17 protein-coding genes and 1 pseudogene are annotated in these 18,017 nt (G+C 64.5%); 6 read left to right on the top strand and 12 right to left on the bottom strand.

Annotated features, from left to right (window positions below; all coding sequences use genetic code 11):
• From CCUG20998_RS20070 to CCUG20998_RS20040, 7 genes are all read right to left on the bottom strand, one after another.
• Positions 1-1,146, bottom strand: a complete 1,146-nt coding sequence (locus tag CCUG20998_RS20070) for a virulence factor Mce family protein (RefSeq protein WP_012395644.1) — start codon at positions 1,144-1,146, stop codon at positions 1-3.
• On the bottom strand, positions 1,143-2,489 hold the full coding sequence (locus CCUG20998_RS20065; protein WP_020730068.1) for an MCE family protein: 1,347 nt from the start codon (positions 2,487-2,489) through the stop codon (positions 1,143-1,145). The genes CCUG20998_RS20070 and CCUG20998_RS20065 overlap by 4 nt, the downstream gene beginning before the upstream one ends.
• Positions 2,486-3,802 carry an MCE family protein gene (locus CCUG20998_RS20060; protein ID WP_012395642.1) on the bottom strand — a complete coding sequence of 439 codons (1,317 nt, stop codon included), beginning with the start codon at positions 3,800-3,802 and terminating at the stop codon, positions 2,486-2,488. Before CCUG20998_RS20060 ends, CCUG20998_RS20065 begins: the two co-directional genes overlap by 4 nt.
• A complete protein-coding gene (locus CCUG20998_RS20055; protein ID WP_015356675.1) occupies positions 3,799-4,830 on the bottom strand; it encodes a virulence factor Mce family protein in 1,032 nt (343 codons plus the stop codon). The genes CCUG20998_RS20060 and CCUG20998_RS20055 overlap by 4 nt, the downstream gene beginning before the upstream one ends.
• Before the next feature lie 79 nt (positions 4,831-4,909).
• Positions 4,910-6,370, bottom strand: a complete 1,461-nt coding sequence (locus CCUG20998_RS20050; protein ID WP_020730069.1) for an MCE family protein — start codon at positions 6,368-6,370, stop codon at positions 4,910-4,912.
• 4 nt (positions 6,371-6,374) lie between these two features.
• A complete protein-coding gene (locus CCUG20998_RS20045; RefSeq protein ID WP_085979920.1) occupies positions 6,375-7,193 on the bottom strand; it encodes an ABC transporter permease in 819 nt (272 codons plus the stop codon).
• Between the two features lie 32 nt (positions 7,194-7,225).
• Positions 7,226-7,993, bottom strand: a complete 768-nt coding sequence (locus tag CCUG20998_RS20040) for an MlaE family ABC transporter permease (protein ID WP_012395639.1) — start codon at positions 7,991-7,993, stop codon at positions 7,226-7,228.
• A 323-nt stretch (positions 7,994-8,316) separates the two neighbouring features.
• Between CCUG20998_RS20040 and CCUG20998_RS20035 the strand changes: the two genes are divergently transcribed.
• Positions 8,317-8,724, top strand: a complete 408-nt coding sequence (locus tag CCUG20998_RS20035; protein WP_020730071.1) for a hypothetical protein — start codon at positions 8,317-8,319, stop codon at positions 8,722-8,724.
• A gap of 34 nt (positions 8,725-8,758) precedes the next feature.
• On the opposite strand, the pseudogene CCUG20998_RS20030 reads toward CCUG20998_RS20035, so the two are convergent.
• Positions 8,759-9,226: pseudogene (locus CCUG20998_RS20030) on the bottom strand (CAP domain-containing protein); the annotation flags it as partial.
• Between the two features lie 391 nt (positions 9,227-9,617).
• Entirely contained in the window at positions 9,618-10,106 is a 489-nt protein-coding gene (locus CCUG20998_RS20025; protein ID WP_012395638.1) for an Lrp/AsnC family transcriptional regulator, read from the bottom strand.
• Positions 10,107-10,244: 138 nt separating this feature from the next.
• On the opposite strand from CCUG20998_RS20025, the gene CCUG20998_RS20020 reads away from it, so the two are divergent.
• The gene (locus CCUG20998_RS20020) at positions 10,245-12,572 is read left to right on the top strand and encodes a transketolase-like TK C-terminal-containing protein (RefSeq protein WP_020730073.1); all 2,328 of its coding nucleotides are present in this window, start codon (positions 10,245-10,247) and stop codon (positions 12,570-12,572) included.
• Positions 12,573-12,848: 276 nt separating this feature from the next.
• On the opposite strand, the gene CCUG20998_RS20015 is transcribed toward CCUG20998_RS20020, so the two are convergent.
• Entirely contained in the window at positions 12,849-13,574 is a 726-nt protein-coding gene (locus CCUG20998_RS20015) for a hypothetical protein (RefSeq protein WP_020730074.1), read from the bottom strand.
• A 377-nt stretch (positions 13,575-13,951) separates the two neighbouring features.
• On the opposite strand from CCUG20998_RS20015, the gene CCUG20998_RS20005 reads away from it, so the two are divergent.
• The 4 genes from CCUG20998_RS20005 to rdgB all read left to right on the top strand — a co-directional run bounded on the left by CCUG20998_RS20005 (position 13,952) and on the right by rdgB (position 17,196).
• On the top strand, positions 13,952-14,725 hold the full coding sequence (locus CCUG20998_RS20005) for a cyclic nucleotide-degrading phosphodiesterase (RefSeq protein WP_020726136.1): 774 nt from the start codon (positions 13,952-13,954) through the stop codon (positions 14,723-14,725).
• A 101-nt stretch (positions 14,726-14,826) separates the two neighbouring features.
• A complete protein-coding gene (rph, locus tag CCUG20998_RS20000) occupies positions 14,827-15,606 on the top strand; it encodes a ribonuclease PH (RefSeq protein WP_015356669.1) in 780 nt (259 codons plus the stop codon).
• Between the two features lie 280 nt (positions 15,607-15,886).
• Positions 15,887-16,429: a DUF4395 domain-containing protein gene (locus tag CCUG20998_RS19995; RefSeq protein ID WP_050674599.1), complete on the top strand. Its 543-nt coding sequence runs from the start codon at positions 15,887-15,889 to the stop codon at positions 16,427-16,429.
• 152 nt (positions 16,430-16,581) lie between these two features.
• Positions 16,582-17,196 carry an RdgB/HAM1 family non-canonical purine NTP pyrophosphatase gene (gene rdgB, locus CCUG20998_RS19990; protein WP_172607205.1) on the top strand — a complete coding sequence of 205 codons (615 nt, stop codon included), beginning with the start codon at positions 16,582-16,584 and terminating at the stop codon, positions 17,194-17,196.
• A 21-nt stretch (positions 17,197-17,217) separates the two neighbouring features.
• Here rdgB and CCUG20998_RS19985 read toward each other — a convergent pair whose 3' ends face one another.
• Both CCUG20998_RS19985 and CCUG20998_RS19980 read right to left on the bottom strand, forming a co-directional pair.
• Positions 17,218-17,580, bottom strand: a complete 363-nt coding sequence (locus CCUG20998_RS19985) for a DUF3817 domain-containing protein (RefSeq protein WP_020730080.1) — start codon at positions 17,578-17,580, stop codon at positions 17,218-17,220.
• Complete coding sequence (locus CCUG20998_RS19980) at positions 17,577-17,969, bottom strand: lipoprotein (RefSeq protein ID WP_020730081.1); 393 nt, start codon at positions 17,967-17,969, stop codon at positions 17,577-17,579. The genes CCUG20998_RS19985 and CCUG20998_RS19980 overlap by 4 nt, the downstream gene beginning before the upstream one ends.
• Positions 17,970-18,017: the final 48 nt, after the last annotated feature.

Here is an 18,017-nt window from a genome sequence, read left to right as displayed (position 1 = left end):
TCACGGCCCCTGGTCCCATCGGTACGGAACGATCAACGGGTTACCCACGGTGTAGGGGCTGGGCATCTGCCCGATGGTGCGGCCCCACTGCAGCTCGAGCTCGGTCAAGTCGCCTTCCCATCGCGTTCCGGTGAAGAATCCGGCGTCGATACGGCTCAACGTCATATCGATGATGAGGGTCAGGTTGGCGTAGTCGCCGCGCATCCAGTTGGTCAGCGTCTCCTTGGGAAATGGGTAGGTGGGTAGGAAGCTCAGCGCGCGCGTTAGCGCCGGACCCGCGTTGGCCAGTGACTCCAGCGTCGGCCCAAGATCTTTGAGCTCCTGCACAAGCGCGTCCTTGGTCTGGTTGACCGAGTCGGCGGCCAGCGCGCTGAACCTGCCCAGCTGGGTGAGTGCATCGGCCAGGTTCTCGCGCTCGTTCTTGAGCACGGCGAGTGCATCCGGAATCGTCCGCAACGCCTTGTCCAGTACCGGCCTTTGTGCGGCGAGCTGAGCCATCAGGTTGTTCAGGCTCTCGGCAGCGGCGATGATGTCGCCTTTTTGGTCGTCGAGGTGTCCGATGGCCTCGTCGAGCTGCTCGATCAGGCTGCGCAAGTCGTTCTCGCGTCCGGTGAAGGCGGTGCTCAGGGCTTCGGTGATGTCGTAGATGTCCCCGATCCCGCCGCCATTGAGCAGCATCGCCGTTGCGGCGAGTGCCTGTTCGGTGCTCGGATATGCCTTCGATGAGGACAACGGGATCAACGAGCCCTCGCGTAGGTTGCCCTCAGGCGGCACGTCGGTGGGCGGTGCCAGCTCGATATGCAGCGACCCCAGCAAGCTGGTCTGACCGAGTGTGGCGGTGGCATTTGCCGGCAGCTCGACATTGCCGTTGAGTTTCATCGTGACCAGCGCATGCCAGCCCTGGCGCTCGATCTTGGTGACGGTACCGACATTGACGTCACCCACCCGGACGCGCGAATTCGGCTCGATGTTGTCGACGTCGGGCATCTGAGCCTGGATGGTGAACGAGCCGGGTCCGCCGCCCTGAACACCTGGCAGCGGAAGCGAGTTCAGGCCGCGCCAGCCACTGCAGCCCGACACGGCTACCGCTAGGGCGGCGATTCCCGCCGCGATGCGTATCCGCGTGGTCCACCTGGCCCACATCATGAGCCCACCCCTTGGGGCACCATGATCCCGCGAAGGCCGGCAGCCGGATCGGGTGTGGCGGGCGCTTCGGCCGGCAGCGGGGGGCCCACGGCGGGCGGCGGTGCTTGCGCCGGAGGCGCCGCGGCCGGCGGTGCTTGCTGCGGCGGAATGGCTTGCGGTGGAATGGCTTGCGGTGGAATGTAATCCGGGCGTAGCCAGTCTTCGCTGTAGGTCAGCTCATTGGGTCGCGCACTGGCGCCGACGAAGAGGTTCTGGCCAAAGGGCAGGAAGTTGTACTGACGGTTCTTGATTATCGGTGCCAGGTATTGCACGCATAGCTTCGCGGACTGTTCATAGCCCAGTCGCGATGCGGCCTGAATGGCGCCGCACAGGAAGGAAATCGGATTGGCGAAGTTGTTGAGCATCGGCACGGCACTCACCGCGCCCTGGGCCGGCTGCCAGATGTTCACATAGTTCTGCAAGGTGTTGGGCGCCACGTGCAGGAACTGTTTGACGTCGTCGAGGCTATCGTTCAAAGCCTGGCTGACCCCCGCCAGCTTGTCCGATGTGGTGCCCAGGGCTTCGCGATTGTCGGCCACAAATCGCTGCACCTCACCGACCGTGTCGCCCAGGTTGCGCACGGCGTTGGCGACCTCGTTCGGGTCGTTGGCCAGCAGGCCGGTCACCGTCGCCAGGTTCTGGTTCAGCTGGCGCATCAAGTTGGTGCTGTCCTGCAGCGCCGACACCAGAATCGCGAGATTCTTCACGGTAGAGAAGATGTCCGTGCTGTGGTCGCCGAGGGCCGAAAAGGCCTGAGACAACTTGATCACGGTGTCGCGGATGTTGGCGCCCTCGCCGCGGAGGTTGTCTGCCGCGGTATTGATCACCGACCCGAGGGGGCTGACGCCGCCGGGCTCGGTCGGCTGCAACTCCTTGGTCAGCTTCGCCAATTGCGCACGGACGTCGTCCCACTCGACCGGAACGGCGGTGCGTTGGCGTGGAATGACCGCGTTGTCGGCCATCGCGGGCCCGCCGGTGTAGGCGGGGGTGAGCTGAATCGCGCGTGAGGTCACCAGGGTCGGCGACAGGATCGCGGCTTTCGCGTCCGCCGGCACTTTGTACTTGCTGTCGTACCAGAATGAGACCTTGACCGACTCGGGCTGCGGTTCGATCGAGGTGATCTTGCCGACGGGCACACCAAGGATGCGAACTTCGTCCCCGGTGAAGACGCCGTTGCTGTTCTCGAAGTACGCGACGACATTGGTGCGGTTGACCACTTCGGTGGTTCGCAGCAGCACCACCACTCCAGCGGCCAATAGTCCGACCAACAGCACGGCCAGCCAGGTCTTGGTGCGCCGGATCATCGTCCGGCCCCCGCGGTCTGGGGTGCTGAGACCTCGCCCGGCGCGGGCACCAATACCGATGACGGCGTTGGCTGCGGGATGGAAGCCAACTCGGGAGGCGCCGGTGCGGGCGGCCCCGGTGGTGGCCCGCCCGGGGGTGGGGCGGGCAGCGGCTCGCGGTAGGGATACCGCGGGTCATCGGGGTTGCCGGTGATCGCGTCGGGAAGCTTCAGATGTGGTTCGCCGCCTTGGCCCGTCCGCGGGAAGGGCAACGGCAGCGGCGGTGTGCCCGGCTGGCCGATCGGCGGGTCGGTGCGTTGCGACGGGAGCAGCACATTGGGATCCAGGCCGAGGTCGGAGAATGCCGCGTCGATGAATGGCTGCACGAATTGTCCCGGCGCCAGGTTGGCGACGTAGGTCTTGAAGAACGGGCCGGAGGACACCGATTCACCCAGCGACATCGTGTAGTCGTCGAGCAGTTTGATCGCCTTCTGCAGCCGTTCCTTGCGGTTGTCCAGGATGGTCAGTACGCCGTTGAGTTTGTCGAGCGCGGGTCGCATCGTGGCCTCGTTCTCTGCGATCAACCCATGCAGTTGTTGACCGAGTGCGGCGATGTTGCCGGAGATGTGATCCAGGGCGGCGCGTTGGGTTGTCAGCTCGGCCAGCAGCGCGTTGGTGTTGGCGATCAGGCTGACGACTTGGTTGCTGCGCTCGGCCAGCACGGTCGTGGCCTTGTTGGCGTTGGTGAGCAGACCGCGCAGCTGCGCGTCGCGCTCGTCGAGGGTCTGCGAGAAGCGTGCCACTCCCTCGATCGCGACGCGTAGTTGTGGCGGGGTGTCGGAAAAGGTGTCCGCCAGTACCCGCAGCGAGTCCGATAGCTGGTTGGTGTTCAGGCCGCTGATCGTGGTGGCCAGGTCACCCAGCGCGTCGGGTAGTTGGTACGGCGACCGGGTGCGGTCGAGCGGAATCGTGCCCTGCAGCTGGCCGTCCCCGCGGGAGATGACCTCGAGCATCTTCGTGCCCAGCAGGCCCCGCGTCTTGATCGCCGCCTCGGTATGGTCGCCGAGGCGGATGTGCTTGTCGACAGTGAACTTGACCAGCACCCGCGGTCCGTCCAACTCGATGGACGAGACCTCACCCACCCGGAATCCCGAAACTTGCACGCGCACGCCGGTTGTCAGCCCACCCGCATCAGCGAAGTAGGCGGAGTACTGCTTGCCGGATTGGAAGAACGGCAGCTTGTCGTACTGCAGCGATCCGACCACGATGCCGATGGTGATCGCCAATCCCACTGCACCGACGACGATCTGGTTGCGTTCAGCGAAGGATTTCACCGCGGTGCGCACCTCCCGGTGGGCTGACCGGCGACCTTGACGTACACCGGCTGGCCACCCCTGCCGTTGAGCTTGAGCACGACATCGCAGAGATAGAAACTGAAGAAGTCACCGTAGATGCCTTGGCGCGACAGCGCTTGATAGGCATCTGGCAGCGTGTTGATCAGATTGTCGAAGTATTCGTGGTCTGCCAAGACAATTGCCGATGCGCGATCCGTCTCCTGGACGGTCTTGGCCAGTGGCGGGCGTGCCTGCGACAACAGGTCCGCGATGCTCGAGGCGGCGGCATTGGTGTAAGCCACGCCCTTGGTGATGTCTTCCTTGCGGGCCTGCAGGCCTTCCATGAGTTCGGCGAGTGCGTCGACCGCTTTGGCGAATTGCTTGTTTTGGTCGCCGAGCGAACCCAACACGACATTCAGATTGATGATGACATCCCCGATCAGCTGATCGCGATCGGCCAGCGTCGTCGTCAACGCGGCGGTCTGGGCAAGAAACGAGTTGATCGTCGCGCCTTCGCCCTGCAGCGCCCGAATCAACTGGCCGGACAGGGCATTGACCTGGTCGGGATCCAGCGCCTTCAGCAGCGGACGGAACCCGCCAATCAACGCATCCAAGTCCAGGGCGGGCGAGGTGTGTGTCATGGGAATCGTGTCACCGGGCTTGAGCTGTTTGGGGCTGCCGGCGCCTTCCTCGAGTGCCAGGTATCGGCCACCGATCAGGTCGTCATAGCGGATCACGGCCCGGCTGCCCTGGGTCAGCACCACCGAACTATCGGCCGTGAACTCGACCAGCGCCGTTGTGTCGGGCTGAATCGCAACCTTTTTGACTTGTCCGACCTCGACACCGGCGATGCGCACGAAGTCGTTTTGCTCCAGTCCGGTCACATTGCTGAACTCGGCTTTGTAGGTGCTGGTTTTCTCGCCGAAGCGCAGCTGCCCGAAGACCGCGAACAAGCCGATGACGCCCAAGAAGCAGACCAGCAAGAAGGTGCCCAGTCGGATCGCATCACGGATGAGCCGGGCTCTCATGCGCGGTCACCTTCGTTGGCCCAGCGGTCGGCCGAAAGGTCGGTCGAGGGCCGGCTGAGGGGACGTCGGTACCAGGTGTTCACGGTGACGGAGCGACCTCCTGTGGCAGTGGAGCCGGCGGCAGCGGGGTGGGCTGTGCCTGCGCGGGCGCGGGGACCACGAAGGGCTCGGAGCCCGGCGTGGGTCCCGATTCCCTGGGGGCGCCCGGTGGCGGCGCCGGCGGTAGCCCCGGCCACAGCGGGGTACCGTCTGGCGCGTACAGCTCCGCGCCGTAGGGCGGCGCCCCCGGATAGGGGATCGGTCCTGGCGCAGGCCCACCGAAGAGGTTGCGGATGCTCGGTGGTTCGGGCGTTCCGCGGGTGACCGGGAAGTAGTTGGCCCAGCCCGGGAATCCGATGCCGGGGTTGGGGCGCCAGTCCATTCCCGTGCCAAAGCCGGTGTTGGTGACGAGGTTGCGCACCGGCCAGTTGTTGTCGACGATCGGCAACGAGCCGCAGCCCGGTTTGCCGCCAGGCCCGCCCTTGGCGCCGATGATGGGCAGGTTGTCTGGAAAACGGTAGGGGTCATCGCCGAGCGCCAGGGCCGCATCGAGTACCAGTGACCGCCCATTGCCGCCGGGTGCTTCGTAGCCCCCGTGGTCCAGCAAGTACTTTGCGCCCTCCAACAGACAGGTGTACTCCGGGCTGTACTTGTAGAGCAGGTTCGTCGTGGGCTCGAGTGCGTTGATGGCTTTGATCAGGTTCGCCTGATTGGGTGCCAGCAGGCTGATACCGGTGTTGGAGAGTCCGATGGTGGCCAGCAGCAGTGCGTCCAACTGGGTGGAGTGGCTGGTGATGGTGGTGCTGGTCGTGCTCAGCGCGTTGAGCGTGTCCAGGATGTCCTGCGCCGCAACGCTGAAGGTTTCGTTGAAGTCTTTGACGGCCCGCAGGTCGGCGGTCACGGTTTCGTAGCGCGGATTCAGCTCGAGCAGGACCTGGTTGGCATCGGTGGTCGCTTGTCCGATGAGCGGACCTTGACCGCGTAGGCCCTCAGCAAGCGCGGAAAGCGCGGCATTGAGCTTGGCCGGGTCGATCTGATCCAGCACCGCTACCAGGTTCTGGAACACGGTGTTGGCCTCGCTGGTCACATTGCGCGACATGAGCACCTGGCCGGCCTTCAACCGTTGCGGGCTGGGGTCTTCGGGGTAGACCAAATCGACGAACTTGGCGCCGAACACGGTGGTGGCCCGAATCTCGGCTTGGACATTCGCCGGGATGTAGCGGATCTGGTCGGAATCGATCTCGAGCGTGAGGGCCACCGGTGTCGCGCCCTTTCCGCCGCCGACAATCGAAGCGACCCGCCCGACCTGCACGCCGCGCAATTTGACCTTGGCGTTGGTCTCCATCACCAGGCCGGAGCGCTCGGACGTCAACGTGACCGGAACGACCGACCGCAGCGAGCCCATGAAAAGTGCGTAGGTCACCCACATCGCCGCAACGAAGAGCAGCACCAGGATCAGCGTGTGCCACGCGGGGTGCAGGCCTTCCTTGCGGTCATCCATGGTGCTATCCCGCCAAGTTGAAATTGCCGGATTGCCCGTACACCGCCAGCGAGATCATCACCAGCACGAACGCCGAGAAGATCAGCGACGTGCGCACCGCGCGCCCGACGGCCTCGCCCACTCCCGCGGGCCCGCCCCTTGCGGTATAGCCGTAATAGGTGTGCACGAGCATGATCACCAGCGACAGGGCGATGCATTGCACGAACGACCAGACCAGGTCGGTGGGGTTCAGGAACGTCCTGAAGTAGTGGTCATAGACACCGGTCGCCTGACTGTAGAGAACGGTCGTGCCGAATCGCGCGGCCCAGAACGACGCCAGCACTCCGACGCAATACAACGGGATCACCACCAGCAGTCCGGCGACCACCCGGCTGGCGGCCAGGAAGGCGATGGTGCGGATACCCATCACTTCGAGCGCGTCGATCTCGTCGTTGATCCGCATGGCGCCGAGCTGTGCCGTGGCGCCCGCGCCGATGGTGGCCGACAGCGCGATGGCGGTGGTTGCCGGTGCGATCAGCCGGACGTTGAAAAAGGCCGAAGCGAATCCGGTCAGGGCCTCCACGCCCAGTTCGGAGAAATCGCTGTACCCCTGCACCGCCACCAACGCCCCGGTGGTCACCGTGAGGAAGCCGACGATCGCGACCGTCCCGCCGATGACCATCAGAGCGCCCGCACCCAAACCCATCTGCGCGATGAGCCGGATCAACTCGACCCGGTAGTGGATCAGCATGTAGTGGATGGAGCGCAGCGTGCGGCCAAAGAACTTGGTTTGGGTCCCGATCTGATTCCATCCCGCGACCCAGCCGTCGAGCTTGTGCCGCACGCCGCGCCAGCGGCTGCCGGCGGCCACGGCCGTCACAGCGTCACCTTGATCGCCACCGCAGTCGCGACGATGTTGATTGCGAACAACGCCATGAATGTAAATACGACGGTCTCGTTCACAGCGTTACCGACACCGGCCGGCCCACCGCCGACGGAGATGCCCTTGTAGCAGGCGATCAAACCGGCCGATAGCCCGAACAGGGCCGCCTTGACCAGCGCGATCACCACGTCGGTGGTGCCGATGATCAGGGTCAGGCCGGCCGCGAACGCGCCTGGTGAGACGTGCTGGATGAAGACGCAGAAAAAGTAGGCGCCGGACAGTCCGACCAGAATCACGCTGGCCGACAGCGCCAGCGATACAGTGGTTGCGGCCAACACCCGCGGCACCACCAGCGCTTGAATCGGGTCGACGCCCATCACCCGAAGTGCGTCGAGCTCCTCGCGAATGGTTCGGGCTCCCAGATCAGCGCACATGGCGGTAGCGCCGGCCCCGGCGACCACCAAGACCGTCACAATCGGTCCGATCTGTCGCACCGAGCCGAGCGCGGCCCCGGTGCCGGAGAAGTCCGCGGCACCGATCTCGGTCAACAGGATGTTCTCGATGAAGGTCAACAACACCGTGTACGGGATGGTCAACATCAGCGTCGGCAGCAGTGACACCCGCGCCACAAACCAGGCCTGCGCAATGTATTCGCGCCACGCAAACGGAGGATGGACCATCGCCACGAACGTGTCGAGCGCCATCGAGTAGAAGCCGCCAAACGCCCGCAGCGGCTTGGCCACGGCAACAGGAGCAACCATCAGCGAGTGCCCGCCTGCCCGCTGACGACAGGTATTGACTGCTGTCTTTCTTCGGTGAGCACCGTCCCTCCGAGAACACCGCAGCGATGTAAATGTGGCTGACGTTAACACTTGTGAACGTCAGAAAGCGATGGCCTTTGGACCTCATCTTGGTGTTTTTCGTGTGGTTTGATCGAGGTGTCGCGGTTAGCGCGAGTCCAGCGATGCAATCCGCGTGGCGAGGAAACGAGCATCCGATGCCCACACAGCCATCGACACCCCGATCGGGAGCCAGCCCGCAAAGCGGCCTTTCTGCCATGCGGTCCTGGCTCAAACGATCGGCCATGACCGGGTTGTTCGCGGTTCTGATTGGCGCAGCCGCGCCCTCGGCGTTGAGCTGGGCCACGCCACCACGAACGCCTGCCACACCCGGGCCGGCGGCGTCCTGCTCGTACCGCCTGGACCCGCCACGGCATACCACCCTCGCGTCCGGGGTAGCCGCGGTCACCTCCAGCATCGTCGCGACCAGCTGTTCGGGCGACGCCCAGCCGGTGCGGGTGACTGCTTGCATTCGGGCCGACGGCGTGGGCACGCAATGCCACGCCGAAGCCGGTTGGACCGCGGCGGAGTTGAACTTTCGCCCGTGGCGCGCGGGGTTGACTTACATCGCGACGGGTAACGGCTGCGCCCTGGTGGGCAACCCCCCGGTACAGGTGTGCACGCAGCTGGGGCCGATCTCGGTTGGGCTGTGAACCCGCCAAGCCAGCCGGTTGGCGGCGCTCACGTGGGTGAACCGTAGACGGCCACCACCACGGTGCGGTCCAGGCTGTTCTCCGACCAAACCCCGATCGCGGTGTATTTGCAGTCGCGCATGATCGCGAGGTAGTCGGGGTTGTTGTACCACTGATTTATCAGCTCGACACCGCTGATTGCCAAGGCCGGGTTGATTGCCACCGTTTCGGCGACATCACCGCGAAATCCGGCGGCCGCCGCCCGGTCGCTCGGTGTCGACCCATCCGATCCGATATCTCCGTCTAGGGCACGATTTCCCAGCACATCGTTGGTATGCCACTGGGCGGCCAATTGCAGGCGCGGATCAATTCGCAACTCGCTGGTGCACCCGGCCTGGTGTTGGATGGTGTAGACGTTGGCCACTACACCGTCGTTGAGTCTCTTGTTGTCGGCGTGCGCCGCCGGAGCCGTCGACAATGCCGCGCTCAGCAGCGCCAGGCCGATCATTACCGGCAGCGGCATCTGCTTTCGCAGGTGTCCACCTGCCATCCGAGGACCTCCTGTCGCCCCGCTGCCTACGGCACCACCGGCGGGCAGTTCATCGGCGCACCAGCCTCCGGTCCGCCGACTAGCTCGGGACCGTACGCCAAGTATCGAAATGAGGGCAGTTCCGTTTGAGCTCAATGATTGGAGTTCTCGTTCAATTGTCTGATTGGTGCAAGAATGGCGCTTGCGGTGCAAGTGTTGCACAGTTTCAGCCGGAATCAGCAGCATGCGCCGGCAGATGTGCGGCGATGCGTGCCGGGCCATTGCCGGTGATGACGCGCGGCCGATGCGCCCGATGTTCAGTTGGTCCGGTGCAACAGCATCGAACAAGTCGAGGCCGTCTGCCGGATGCTCTGGTCGCCGACGTTCATTTGCCGGTCGACTGGGCGGAAGCCAGCAACGGGCTGAGCCGATAGTCGACCAGACGCCTCATCACCAACCCCGTTGTGGTCTTCTCGACGCCGTCGATGTCAAGGATCTGGCCTGCGATGCGGTAAAGGTCCTCGGCGTTGCGGGCGACGATGTGGACCAGCAAGTCGGTGACACCGCTGAGCCCGTGGACTTCGAGAACCTCGGGCACACCCTCGAGTGCATTGCCGATCTCGCCCAATTTGCGTTGGGTGACGGTCACCATGATGAAGGCGGTCAGCGAATAGCCAAGCGCGGCAGGATCGATGCGGCGCTCGAAAGACTGAAGGACGCCGTCCGCTTCCAGCTTGGCCAACCGTGCGTGAATCGTGTTGCGGGCCAACCCCGTAGTGTGCGCCAGCGCGACTACGGCCGCGCGCGGATCCTTGATCAGGGCGTGCAGGATTTGCGTATCGATGTCATCGATGAGGTGATCCCGCTTGGGCATATTGCCCTCCTTGAGGCCGAAGTAACACATCCCATGTGAGCATATTGCTCAGATTTCATCGACCTACTTGCCGAAATCATATGAGACCGTTGCACTTGCTGATTCATCTGCACAAGCCAATCTCCTAGGTGGGGCACCATGAACTCGACCACCTCAGTCGATACCAGTCGTGGAATCGTCAGTGTCGACACACTCGAGGCCATCGCCGAGCGGGTGCTGTGGCTGTCGACGTCGATGGTCCATCACGCCAACCGGGTGCGGTCGGATAGCTCGGGATTGAAGGTCGGCGGCCATCAGGCCTCGAGCGCGTCAATGGTGACCATCATGACTTCACTGTGGTTTCAACAACTGCAGGCCGGGGATCGGGTGTCGGTCAAGCCCCACGCCTCACCGGTGTTGCACAGCATCAACTACCTGCTCGGCGCGCTGGACGAAGAACACATGACCACGCTGCGTGAGTTCGGTGGCCTGCAGTCCTATCCGAGCCGGTCCAAGGATCCGGATCCGGTGGACTACTCGACCGGGTCAGTCGGGATCGGGGCAACCGCCCCGATCTGGGGGGCCGTGGCGCGCCGTTACGTCAACGCCCAGTTGGATGCCGGCGGCAACGGTCGGCAGTACTCTCTGGTCGGCGACGCCGAACTCGACGAGGGTGCGGTATGGGAGGCCATACTGGATCCCGGGATCGCCGAACTCGGCGAAGTCGTCTGGATCGTCGACCTCAACCGCCAGTCCTTGGACCGAGTGGTACCCAACATCGCTGCGCACCGACTCGAGGCAATGTTCGACGCGGCAGGCTGGCAGGTCATAACAGTCAACTTTGGCCGACTTCTCCGGTCCCTGTTCAGCCGTCCCGGAGGGGAAGCGCTGCGCCGGCGCATCGTTGCGATGGAAAACGCGGAATACCAACGTCTGCTGCGCTGCGATGCCGAGCAGATCCGCCAGCGACTCCCCGGTGACGGTCCACTTTCCGGCGAAATCGCCGCGTTGATCGCCGACATCGATGACGCGACGCTCACGGCGGCGATCCGCAACTTGGGTGGTCACGACCTGGCAGCCCTGATCGAGGCATACCAACAGATCGATGACACCCGACCCACGGTCATCATCGCCTACACGATCAAGGGTTTCGGGCTACCCACAGAGGGCCATCCACAGAACCATTCCGCCCTGCTCAGCCATGACGAATACGCCGCTCTGGCAGCACGACTGGGAATGAACCCCAATAGCCCTTGGCTACGCTTCGCGCCTGACGGCCCGATGGGGCGGCTCTGCGCCGAGACCGCAGAGCGGCTACGGCGCGACCCGATTCCGGCCGCCAAATCCCCAACCGTCCCGAGTGACATCGGTCGTACTCCCAAAGGCACCGCAACGACCCAGGCCGCTCTCGGCCGTGTCCTGCTCGACCTGATCCGCGAGGCACCCGACGCGGCGAAGCGTGTCGTCACGGTCAGTCCTGACGTCAGCTCGACGACCAACCTGGCTGGATGGGTGAACAAGGTCGGGGTGTGGTCGGCGAGCGAGCGACACAACTGGTTCGCCGATGATGCCCAGACTCTGATGCACTGGAACGAACGTCCCAGCGGGCAACATATGGAACTCGGTATCGCCGAGACGAACCTGGTTGGCCTGATCGGCGAACTGGGCGCCACGTGGAGTCGTTGGGGACAAACTCTTTTCCCTATCGGGGTGCTCTACGACCCATTCGTCGAGAGGGCGCTCGAACCATGGTCTTTCGGGATCTACGCGGGCGGCCAGTCCATCCTCATCGGCACTCCGTCAGGGGTCAGCCTGGCCGCCGAAGGCGGTGCACACCAGTCCATCAAGACCCCATCGATCGGGCTCGAACAACCGGGCTGCATCAGCTATGAGCCAGCGTTCGCGATCGATGTCGAATGGACCCTGCTGGCCAGCCTCGCCCGGCTCGGAAGACCCGATGGAACGTCGGCCTACCTGAGGTTGTCGACTCGGCCTGTGGACCAGGCCCTGGCCGCCGTACCGGATGACCCCGCCGCCCGCGAGCGTCGTCGCCGCCAGGTGGTTGCGGGTGGCTATCCGTTGCGGCGCCCAGACGGCGCGAAAGTGACCATTGCGGCGATGGGTGCGGTGATCACCGAGGCCCTTGCCGCGGCCGACCGGCTCAATCGGGCCGGGGTGCCGGCCGACGTGCTCTGCATCACCAGCCCCGGCCTGCTGTTTCAAGCGTGGCAGGCGCGTCAGGGCAGGAGATCCGCCGATACCTGGATCCTGGATCAGCTCTTCCCCGCCGACCGTGCGACACCGATGGTCACCGTCCTCGACGGACACCCTCACACTCTTGCTTTCCTGACCAACATCCAGCAGGTCCGTTTGACCGCGTTGGGAGTATCCGGATTCGGCCAGGCCGGGGCCCTCGAGGACGTCTACCGCTACCACGGCATCGACACCGACAGCATTGTGCGAGCGGCCCTGGATGTGGCTACCTAAAACCAAACGTGGGATCGCATCGATGAATGAGCGCTGCTGACGTCGATTGCGGCTTCGAATGGTTTCGGTTCGCCCGATATACGGGCAGTCACCGGAGGCCCCGTCAAATTGGTGCGCGGGCGCGCGGTAAGGGCCAGACGGGCAACCTCAGGGGCGGCTGCTGGGCCGGTCGCGATGATCACTCATTGCCCACAATGCCCCACAATGCCCACATTGGCCACCAGCAGAGCCGTCACGCTCTTGCGATATTCAAATGCGCTAGTGCACTCGTAGATCTCAAATGGGTTGGAATTCGGAGATCAGCCAACGGTCGCCGACCTTGTCGAGTTTCACTCGCACCGTCGATGCCATATCGGTGGGTGGGTCGTCGCCGATGACCGTGGTCTGATCTACGAAGACAAGCACCACGGCATGGCCCCAATCCGCCGATACGGTGGCGGCCGCGGGCACCCGAGCCACCGCCGAAATCCGTTGCTGTTTGGCGCCGGGGATGACCACGTCTTTGGTCAGCTGGGTGTAGGAGTCGCGGAAGGTTCCGGTGAGGTGGTCCTGGGCGGCGGTCAGGTCCTTTTCGACTGTCTCGGGTTTGTACGACAACATCGCCACCGTGCCTTCCCGGGCGGCCTGCAGCGCTTGGACCCCGGCGATCTGGGCGTAACGCATCGTGTCGTACTGCCAGCGGAGGACACCTGCGGTGATTGCCAGCAGCAGCGCGAGGCTCGGCAGCACGACCCAGGCCAACACGGCGGCCCAACTGGACTTGAGGTGGGGTCGGCGGCGTCGTGGCCGCGAGTCCTCCGGCTGGGAGGCGTCCTCGGTTTCGGCCGGGGCGTCCGCGTCGGGCTCGCCATCCGATTCCGAGTCGGGTTCGGTGTCGGGCTCTGCATCGGAGTCGGAGTCAGCGCCGGCCGGGTTTGATTGCGCTTCGTCCGCGGGTTCGTCCGCGGGCAGCGGCTTGCCGGATACTTCGTCGCCCGATGTTTCGGCAGACCCCTTAGCCACGGCGGGTACTTCTTCTCGCCGAGCGGCACGCGTCGGCGTAACCGGGCGTGGAGGGTCCGTCGGGCACGGGCCTCGACATTGTTGAGGTCAATGGTGGCCACTCCATCGGCACAGTGTCCCTACCTTCCGGTGCGTGCGGCCACATTACCTTGGCACGCGAAGCCCGCTTAGGGAATTTCGCGGCGATGGGCCTCGGCTTTGGCTGCGAGCGGTCCGCGCCGTCAGGTCCCACATCGTCACGCCGACGCGACCGGTAGCCGCGCAGCGAAACGTCGCCGCGTTGGCAAGCTGAAAGTGCAGAACGGCATTCTCGGGAAGATTCTGATCAACGAATGCGGCGATGTTTTTCTCATCGAGGTAACGGGCATGGCACAGTAGTGTCCGTGCGAATAACGGTGCTCGGATGTTCCGGAAGTGTCGTAGGTCCGGACTCGGCGGCGTCGGGTTATCTGCTGAGGGCTCCGGACACTCCACCGATCGTCATCGACTTCGGTGGGGGAGTGCTGGGCGCGCTGCAGCGGCATCTGGATCCCGCATCCGTGCATGTGCTTTTGTCGCATCTGCACGCCGATCATTGCCTCGATATGCCGGGGTTGTTCGTGTGGCGGCGTTACCACCCGTCGCGCCCCAAAGGTAAGGCGTTGCTATACGGCCCGAGTGACACCTGGTCTCGTTTGGGCGCGGCGTCATCACCCTTCGGCGGAGAGATCGACGATTGCTCGGACATCTTCGATGTGCGCCATTGGGTCGACGGCGAACCGGTGACCCTTGGCGGCGTCACAGTGGTGCCGACGGTGGTCGCACATCCCACTGAGTCCTACGGCATGCGCTTTACCGATTCCACCGGCGCATCGCTGGCGTACAGCGGTGACACCGGAATGTGTGATCAGCTCATCGAGCTGGCTCGCGGCGTTGACGTTTTCTTGTGCGAGGCGTCCTGGACGCACTCGCCGGATCGCCCGCCGGACTTGCACCTGTCCGGGACTGAGGCCGGGAGAGCCGCGGCCCGCGCCGGTGTTCGCGAACTGTTGCTGACCCACATCCCGCCGTGGACGTCGCGTGAGGACGTGATCAGCGAGGCCAAAGCGGAATTTGATGGCCCCGTGCACGCGGTGGTGTGCGACGAGACTTTCGAAGTCAGCCTGGGCTGAACTGCTGCGTCGGGCTCGCGGGTGGCCCGGATCGTCAGCGCCGCCCGTGCGTGTCGGGCGCCCTCGGATTGGTCTCTGTCGGTCGAGCTAGGGTTGGCGTCGTGTCCAAACGAGAAGACGGCCGCCGCGACGACGAGCTTCGCCCAGTGGTTATCACCCGAGGGTTCACCGAAAACCCCGCGGGTTCGGTACTGATCGAATTCGGTCGCACCAAGGTGATGTGCACGGCCAGCGTCACCGAAGGCGTGCCGCGCTGGCGCAAGGGGTCCGGGCTGGGGTGGCTCACCGCGGAATACGCGATGCTGCCGTCGGCAACCCACACCCGCTCAGACCGGGAATCGGTGAAAGGGCGGGTCGGCGGACGCACCCAGGAGATCAGCCGGCTGGTCGGCCGGTCGCTGCGGGCATGCATCGACTTGGCGGCGCTGGGGGAGAACACCATCGCTGTCGACTGTGACGTGTTGCAGGCGGATGGCGGCACCCGCACCGCGGCCATCACCGGTGCCTACGTGGCACTGGCAGACGCGGTGAACTACTTGGCGGCGGCCGGCAAGTTGTCGGATCCGAGGCCGTTGTCCTGCGCCATCGCTGCGGTCAGCGTGGGTGTGGTCGATGGCCGGGTTCGGGTGGACCTGCCTTACGAGGAAGACTCCCGCGCCGAGGTCGACATGAATGTCGTTGCCACCGACACCGGGACGCTGGTTGAAGTGCAGGGCACCGGTGAGGGCGCGACGTTCCCGCGGTCGACCTTGGACAAGCTGCTGGACATGGCGCTGGGGGCATGCGACACGTTGTTTGCCGCCCAGCGTGATGCCTTGGCGCTGCCGTACCCGGGTGTATTGCCCGAAGGGCCGCCGCCGTCGAAAGCGTTCGGAAGCTGAGCCTGCCAACCTGGCCTCCCGGGCCATCGAATCCGCGTGGATTCGGGGTGGAAATTGGTCGGCGGTGGGCACGTCGCTGCCGCTGGCTCGCCTTGGCTTTCGCTGACTTTAGTTGACTCAAAATGGCTGGTCAGCGTTCCGTGCCATGCCGTTATGGTAAACTCGCGACGTCAAATTGAGTTTTGCCAAAACCAATGTTCCGTCACGTTTCTAGGATCAATTAATGGTTAGTCGGCGAGTCCCACTCGAGCATGCCTTTCTCAATACCCCGTGGTGGGCAATGGGGCAGATGACGCATGGACATGCGGAACCACGCATCAACGAAGTCGCGACGCGCGCGCGGGCGGGTTTGCTGAACATCATCTCGGCAATCACCATCGCGTTGCTTTTGCTGCGGCCGGAAACCGATCCGGTGATCATCGTTGGTCCGTTCGTGCTTTTTGACATGTTGGCCGCGGCGGCCACGGGACTAACGCCGTTGAGCCCAACCGGAATTCTGGGCACGGCGTTGACGATGGGTACTCGCCCGGTGTGGAAACCGACGCGGCCAAAACGCTTTGCGTGGTTGCTCGGTGCCGCCTTGGCGGCGACGTGTCTTGCCATGCGGCTGTTGGGTGCCTCGCCCGTGGCGATGGCGGTTGTTGTCGCGATCTGTTTTGTCCTGACCTGGTCGGAGGCCACGCTCGGATTTTGCGTGGGCTGCTATATGCACAAGTTGATTTGGGGTTGTGAGGATTGCGAGGTTCCTTACGTCAGGGGAATCGCGACACGACCGGAAATCAACCAGGAAAGTCCAGCAATAAACTTGGAAAGTCGCGCGTAGGTTCGCGACCCTGGCCGCGCGCTTGGCCAGCGCTGGGCAGCACCCAACTGACGCTGAGGATGCGATGACCCTCCGCGTCTGCAGCCGGCACCCGCGAGACGGGAGCGAGCCGAGATCGTTTCTGCAGAGGAGATGACCATGTTTCGGAGTGAGTGGTGACCAAGCTGCTGGTGGCCAGTCGCAACGCCAAGAAGCTGGCCGAACTTCGCCGGGTGCTCGATGCCGCCGGATTGTCGGGGGTGACCCTGGTGTCCCTCAATGACGTCGCGCCGTTTGATGAAGCGCCCGAAACCGGCGCGACATTCGAGGAAAACGCGCTGATCAAGGCGCGCGAAGCGTTCGCTGCGACCGGTCTGCCCAGCGTCGCCGACGACTCCGGTTTGACGGTGGCCGCGCTCAACGGGATGCCCGGCGTGCTCTCCGCCCGGTGGTCTGGCAACCACGGGGACGACGCCGGCAACACAGCGTTGTTGCTGGCCCAGTTGCGCGACGTACCCGAGCAGCGCCGCGGCGCCGCATTCGTCTCGGCGTGCGCACTGGTCTCGGGCTCGGGCGAAGTTGTGGTGCGTGGCGAGTGGCCCGGTGCCGTTGCGCAGGAGCCGCGCGGCGCCGGCGGGTTCGGTTACGACCCGGTGTTCATCGCCGACGGCGCGAACCGCACCGCCGCCGAGCTAAGCCCGGTGGAAAAGGACGCGGTCTCTCATCGTGGGCGCGCGTTGACACTGTTGCTACCCGCACTGCGGGCCCTGGTGACAACCCAACCCTGACCCGGGGCGCCGCGCGGGGTCTTACACGGCGAAGCGCGTCTTGATGTCCTTGGTCTGAAAGTGCTCGACGATGATGCCCAACAGCGGGATCGTGCCGGCGAGCAGCACACCCACCGTCTTGCCGATCGGCCACCGGACCTTGACCGCCAGGTTTGCGGTGAACAGCAGGTAAGCGAAGTACACCCAGCCGTGGACTACGCCGATCCAGGTGGGCGGGTTGTCCACCTTGACGACGTAACGCACCACGATCTCGTAGCACAGCGCGATCAGCCAGATCCCGGTCGTCCACGCCATGATGCGATAGCCGACGAGGGCGCTACGGATCTTCTCGACCGGAAAGGTCGTTGTGGTCTGCCCCGCTTCGGGGGTTTCGGGTGTGGTCATGCGGTAGTCCTGTTCTGCTTTTCGGCATCATCTTCGGCCAGTGCGGCAAGGTAGGCGTTGTACTCGCGCAATGCGGGGTCATCGGGCGCAGCCGGATCGGGCGTGGTTCGCTGCGGCAGCAGTCCGGCGGGAATCTCCGTCACCGCTGCTGGGTCGCGCGGCTGCGGGGGCGTTTCCTCATAGCGCACGAACTTGCGGTAGGCGTAGACGCAGAACCAGGCGAACATGGGCCACTGCAGCGCGTAGCCGAGATTTTGGAAGCTGCCCGAGGTCGACTCGAATCGGGTCCACTGCCACCAGCCCAGCGCCAGGCAGCCGCTGGCCGCAATGATCACCAGGGCGATCAGCGCGGGCCGGCGCGCGCGGCGGCGGGGGGTGGTGGTGGACACCCCTTGACGGTACCGCGCGGGCCCGGTAGGGAGCTGATGCCGCCCGTC

Source organism: Mycobacterium marinum, from assembly GCF_003391395.1.
GTDB classification, from domain to species: domain Bacteria; phylum Actinomycetota; class Actinomycetes; order Mycobacteriales; family Mycobacteriaceae; genus Mycobacterium; species Mycobacterium marinum.
This window is presented reverse-complemented; position numbering and strand designations above follow the sequence as displayed.

Coding starts and splice junctions, on each gene's coding strand:
- CCUG20998_RS20070 (WP_012395644.1), bottom strand. CDS start 1,146: ATGATGTGGGCCAGGTGGACCACGCGGATACGCATCGCGGCGGGAATC.
- CCUG20998_RS20065 (WP_020730068.1), bottom strand. CDS start 2,489: ATGATCCGGCGCACCAAGACCTGGCTGGCCGTGCTGTTGGTCGGACTA.
- CCUG20998_RS20055 (WP_015356675.1), bottom strand. CDS start 4,830: ATGAGAGCCCGGCTCATCCGTGATGCGATCCGACTGGGCACCTTCTTG.
- CCUG20998_RS20050 (WP_020730069.1), bottom strand. CDS start 6,370: ATGGATGACCGCAAGGAAGGCCTGCACCCCGCGTGGCACACGCTGATC.
- CCUG20998_RS20040 (WP_012395639.1), bottom strand. CDS start 7,993: ATGGTTGCTCCTGTTGCCGTGGCCAAGCCGCTGCGGGCGTTTGGCGGC.
- CCUG20998_RS20035 (WP_020730071.1), top strand. CDS start 8,317: ATGACCGGGTTGTTCGCGGTTCTGATTGGCGCAGCCGCGCCCTCGGCG.
- CCUG20998_RS20025 (WP_012395638.1), bottom strand. CDS start 10,106: ATGCCCAAGCGGGATCACCTCATCGATGACATCGATACGCAAATCCTG.
- CCUG20998_RS20020 (WP_020730073.1), top strand. CDS start 10,245: ATGAACTCGACCACCTCAGTCGATACCAGTCGTGGAATCGTCAGTGTC.
- CCUG20998_RS19995 (WP_050674599.1), top strand. CDS start 15,887: ATGGGGCAGATGACGCATGGACATGCGGAACCACGCATCAACGAAGTC.
- CCUG20998_RS19985 (WP_020730080.1), bottom strand. CDS start 17,580: ATGACCACACCCGAAACCCCCGAAGCGGGGCAGACCACAACGACCTTT.